Origin of the sequence: Nitrosomonas communis, from assembly GCF_900114745.1 — a bacterium.
Lineage (GTDB): Bacteria > Pseudomonadota > Gammaproteobacteria > Burkholderiales > Nitrosomonadaceae > Nitrosomonas > Nitrosomonas communis_A.
The window spans coordinates 1-4,973 of the sequence record NZ_FOUB01000123.1 but is presented as its reverse complement, the minus strand read 5'-3'; the positions used below and the strand labels follow the sequence as shown (position 1 = coordinate 4,973).

Here is a 4,973-nt window from a genome sequence, read left to right as displayed (position 1 = left end):
GATGCCTCACCGATTGATATCAAGGAAATGATGGCGCTGGCTAAAGTTACCCCCGCTTCCTCACCGGGAGATGAGCAGGCTATTGCACAGATGCGTCATGAATATATAGTTGGGGCTGACGTGATAGGGTCAGTTCCACTGCCAGGTACACTGAAAGGTATGGCAAGCACTGCAATGGAAAAACTGATGGGCAAAAGCCCTGAAGGATTTATAGACAAGCTCGGGTGCCGGCTTGCGTTTGAGCGTACCGGAGTTAGGCTTTATGATGCTCTTATAACCAAGTGTGCAGCTGCACCGATGGGTGCCAATATTTCACTCGATAAGCTGCACGAGTTCCGGAATGAAGAATTTCAACATTTCAAGCTCGTGGAAAATGCGATCCGATCCATTGGCGCGGATCCCACTGCGCAGACACCATCGGCTGATGTAGACGGTGTGATTTCGCTCGGCCTGATACAGGTGCTGACCGATCCGCGCACATCGGTAGCGCACTGCCTGGAAGCCATGCTGACCGCGGAGCTGGCGGATAATGAAGGCTGGCGGATGCTTATCATGCTGGCCGAAAAGATGGGTATGGATGATATGGCTCGGGATTTCCAGCAGGCATTGCGGGAAGAAGACGAGCACCTTACCTATATTCGCCAGTGGTTTAAGGAGATAGTCATACAGGACACGGTCGGAACCTAATTTGGCCGGGTAATTTAGTGTCTTTCCGCTATTCTGAAACTTATATCTTCAGCGATTTATAATTTATTGAGAACAGTATTCAACTTTGCTGTGAACTAGAGAATTCTTTTGCGTAGTACGCTTGGTGCAAGAATAAACTAGCCATGTATAAAGTAGTAAATTGTTGGTGAGAGATTAAAGAGGAGGCAAAACCATGTCTGGAGATTCAAAAACAACTACTGATCATAATATTATTAGGAAGTGGATTGAAGAGCGCGGGGGTAAACCGGCGGCAGTTAAGTCGACCGCAGGTAAAGAAGACCCTGGCTTACTAAGAGTGGACTTTCCCGGTTATAGTGGGGAGGACTCGCTTGAAGAGATCTCTTGGGAAGCCTTCTTTGAGAAGTTTGAAGAGAAGGATTTGGCCTTCCTTTACCAGGACGAGACCAGCAAGGGTGAGACGAGCCGTTTTTTTAAGTTTGTTAGCCGGGAAAAGCGTGCTAGCAAGTAGGTAATTCATACGACTTTGTTGAAAAAAACATCATAGTAAAATAAATTAACAATACCACGAAATGTGCGGCCGTTCTTTCTTGGCTTATCAACATTCCAACCTGATCAACAGATACTTGCAGCATTGGCACCAGAGATCGCGCCACGTTATAGGATCGTGCCCACTAATGATATTCTGGTCATTTGTAATTATGTCGGTGGTTGCACAGGGTGAGGCCACTTCGCGCTACTTTCGCTGGCTACAGTCTTCAAAGCGGCGAGTAGTTGAGTATTAAGGTACATTGTATTGATGCGTCTCAAAGCGCTATGTAAACAATAACACTAAACCATTGAGATGCTCTTCAAATCCTGTGCATCCTCAGTCATTCTTAACTGGTTTGGCTATAGCTAGAAATACATAAACCTCATACGGTTTGCCTCAGCATTAATTTGGCTTCGCTAAAATGGTAAGAGGACTATTATTTATTATTCATAGGCACGTTAGCATAAAACTGTTTATATTGTTTGAAATTACTTGGTAGTTACTTAAAGGCATGCAAGATGATCAACACAGCACAATAGTGAGGAGAAAAGACCATGCAGATATCGAATTTCAGCATAGTTGTGTTTAATGAGCACCTTGGCGATAATGTCGGCGATATAAATGCACCGAAATTTACATTTGTAGGTAACGAAACGAGCTTAAGGAAATTCACTGTACCCGGTGTACCTTCTGAGGACGGATACTTAATTATAAGCGCGTATGATGTTCAGAACTCAGAGCACCGTATCCAGATCAATGGTAGAGACTTGCCTAATCAAGACATTCCTCCATCAATTGGAAACACATGGAAGGATACAACAGATTATATTCCTTCAGGATTCTTGCAACAGGGACAAAATACTATTCAAATTCAAAGGGCGCGTGGTAGTGACAACATCTTAATTGCGTTTATAATTATTCACTGGAAAGAAGACGTCGTTATAGGTCCTGTTTGACGCCTAAAACGATGCTCGAACTGATTTGTTTTTGCTTTGATCTTCTGGAAGGTTTACTTTGCTTTAAGCAATAAAAAGGCTAAGAGTACTTAACCTAATGCGGTGAGAAAAAATCATAAACATGCCTCCAGGATCAATATAGATCTAACGATACTTGAAATGCTATTGATTGTAGTGGTCAAATAAAACCGGACACTTTTCCTCAACTCTAGCCTACAATCATTATTTTTTGCATATAGTTCTGGCAGCCGGGACAGCCCTTCTGCGCTGTATGTTCGTACATGCTATCAGCGGAAAGCCCCGAGATAAGGCTTTTCCGCAAGACCACAGCTGTTTAATATTTGCTACCACCCGAGGTCCCTGATCCCGATCCGTAACTACCTGATGATGATCCGGAGCTACCTCCGCCTGAACCACCACCCGAGGTTCCAGACGATCCCGAGCCCGATGAAGTGGAGCCTGACGCGCCGGATCCTTGTGTTTGAGTAGAGGTTGACGATGAATCTTTTGATCCTGACGTGCTGCTGCTGCCGCCACTCTGGCTTGATCCTTGTCCAGGCGTTGAACCACCTGCTTGTCCAGATCCGCTGGTTTGCGCCTGGGCAAAGCCAACTAAGCCTACCATCAGACCTGCCATCAGAATGGATGAAGCAGAATTTTTAAAAATAGAAAAAACTTTCATGGTTTATTCCTCCATATCATTACAGCAAAATTGCTGTTCTCATACTCTACGCCGGCGTTTGGCAAAATACTGTTCGCTAACTCACAGAGTGAGAAAATATTTCAACGCGCCAATTTATTGATACAAGAACAAGAAAAAAAAAGAAAATTGTTTAAATGAAATGAAGGAATTCTGTTAAGCAACTTCATAACTATCGGCAGAGACAGAAGCTTGCCTGGACAGTATCCCTTGCGCAAGTTGGACAAAATAGAGTAATTGCTTGAGGAGGTTTTAGCTCATCGTAAAGTTAAATTACCTCCGGCAAAGCCGGAGGCTTATTTCTGCTAGCCCCTCAAAGGGGCAAGAATTGGCGCCACCTAAAGGTGGCATCACATACCAAGCTTGAGCTGATCATAATGTTCATCCTCCTTCTCTTGATGTCGGATATATTCTCTAACCATCTCTTCATCTAACCCTACCGTCGATACAGAAAGCCACGCGCCCAAAAACTTTCACCTGTGAAATTCCTCGATTTCCACATAAATCTGCGCGCAATCGATATCGCACTTTTCCCTTTGAAGAATTACGGTGACCGTATCACACGGTCAAACCTTTAATAGTCCCCCGGCAAAGCCGGGGGATTACCTCATTTATTTAAAGAAAAGGAGCGACGATGACGGAGGAGAAACAAGTTCAGGTAACCTGATTAATACTTTGATAATTGTTGTGCGCTTCGTCAGACGAAAAGCGATCAAGGCTTTGATGAAATCATTCTTAAGGTTGTTTATTGCTTCCTTGATAATAGCTTGTCCTATATTCAAGCATTAATTTAAGCTTATGTACGCTTGCGCACAGAGATAGCCCACTTCGAAGAGTAGGCTAAAGTCGTTCTTCGATTAATCAGACTGGAGATAAAGATCCCACATGCATCATTAATGTTTTTTGAACTTACCGAACATGAGGGTAATTATACCTTCGAATTAGGGAAAGGAAGAAAACAACAAGGGAGCCAGCTAGCGCGGGTTTGATTATAAATGGATGAAGATAAGTAGCTCAAAATTACAAGCAGGATAATAAAGTAGCCTATGAAGGATGCATTGCCCATGAATTTGACTCTGAAGAAGCTTGTGAAGCCGGCCGTAAAGGCGGGAAGAGCAGTCATGGCAGAGATGAATACTTTGATTCTGGCATAGGAAACCATTCTTAAGGCTCTCATTGAGGGTCGAATTATATGCATGATGGCACATCTGAGCAATATGCCCGAGCTAGCAGTCAGAGCCATAAAACAGATGTATCCAATCTAAATGATACAAGAGGAAAAATAATTTTTCCTTCATAGTCTTTTTCATGGCATTAAAAAGAAATGATGTGTTCCATATTTTGTAAGATTAATTGCTGAAAGATAAATTGCACTAATGAAAGTTTTACAAAATATAGTTTAGCTTTAAACCTTAACCTAGGAGATAAAAATGCAAACAGTAAGTGACGTGATGAATACTAATGTGCAAGTGATCAGTCCGGAAGCAACTTTACATGAGGCAGCGCAACATATGCGAGATGGCGATTTTGGTGTTTTACCTGTCGGCGATATGGATAATTTAATAGGAATTATTACTGATAGAGATATTGTTGTGCGCGCTGTCGCAGAAGGTATGGATATTAATACTCCGGTACGAGATGCAATGTCTGAACAAATTGTTTTTGTTAATCAGGACGATTCACTGGAAGATGCAGCTCGGTTAATGAGCGATCATCAGATTCGGCGTTTGCCTGTGGTTGATGCAGATGATCATCTAGTAGGTATAGTTTCGATTGGAGATTTTGCTGTTGAAAGTTCTGACCTTGCGCCTGTAACCGAGGCATTGTCCGACATATCAACCCCAACTTAACAAGTTATATGGTATTAAGAAAAGTAGGTTAATTTGTCGGATTTCATGAAACCTCGAGTCCGCAAAAATCCGCATGAACCCGCGCAAACACGCAAGAGTAGGCGAAAAAAACACCCGGATGTAGGGTTGGTTTTTGGTATTGGTGGAGGTAAGAGGAAATGAGCACAGGTACACATGACGTGGTCAAGTAAAATCGGACACCTCAGTTAAGCTGCTTTTATCGATTTTGCTGCATCTGCTTCATATTGATTCGGACTTTTGTAACCCAG

At 43.0% G+C, this 4,973-nt stretch carries 6 protein-coding genes and 1 pseudogene; 5 read left to right on the top strand and 2 right to left on the bottom strand.

Translation table 11 applies throughout. The features are described 5' to 3' along the window. The 3 genes from BM122_RS20220 to BM122_RS20210 form a co-directional block, all read left to right on the top strand. Positions 1–687: ferritin-like domain-containing protein (locus BM122_RS20220; protein ID WP_074907355.1), on the top strand; the 687-nt coding region annotated here is incomplete at its 5' end. A gap of 193 nt (positions 688–880) precedes the next feature. Continuing rightward, complete coding sequence (locus BM122_RS20215) at positions 881–1,177, top strand: hypothetical protein (RefSeq protein ID WP_074907353.1); 297 nt, start codon at positions 881–883, stop codon at positions 1,175–1,177. Between the two features lie 575 nt (positions 1,178–1,752). Beyond that, positions 1,753–2,154, top strand: coding sequence for a DUF7383 domain-containing protein (locus tag BM122_RS20210; RefSeq protein ID WP_074907351.1), 402 nt, complete (start codon positions 1,753–1,755; stop codon positions 2,152–2,154). A 334-nt stretch (positions 2,155–2,488) separates the two neighbouring features. Here the strand turns inward: BM122_RS20210 and BM122_RS20205 are convergent, their stop codons facing one another. Together BM122_RS20205 and BM122_RS25650 are read right to left on the bottom strand one after the other, a co-directional pair. Then, positions 2,489–2,836: a hypothetical protein gene (locus tag BM122_RS20205; RefSeq protein WP_143083573.1), complete on the bottom strand. Its 348-nt coding sequence runs from the start codon at positions 2,834–2,836 to the stop codon at positions 2,489–2,491. A gap of 368 nt (positions 2,837–3,204) precedes the next feature. Then, positions 3,205–3,398, bottom strand: a pseudogene (locus tag BM122_RS25650) (transposase); the annotation flags it as partial. Positions 3,399–3,911: 513 nt separating this feature from the next. On the opposite strand from BM122_RS25650, the gene BM122_RS26420 reads away from it, so the two are divergent. Next, positions 3,912–4,022 (top strand): KGG domain-containing protein, encoded by a 111-nt coding sequence (locus tag BM122_RS26420; RefSeq protein ID WP_083398632.1) that lies wholly within the window; start codon positions 3,912–3,914, stop codon positions 4,020–4,022. Positions 4,023–4,284: 262 nt separating this feature from the next. Further along, on the top strand, positions 4,285–4,704 hold the full coding sequence (locus BM122_RS20190) for a CBS domain-containing protein (protein WP_074907346.1): 420 nt from the start codon (positions 4,285–4,287) through the stop codon (positions 4,702–4,704). Positions 4,705–4,973 lie beyond the last annotated feature (269 nt).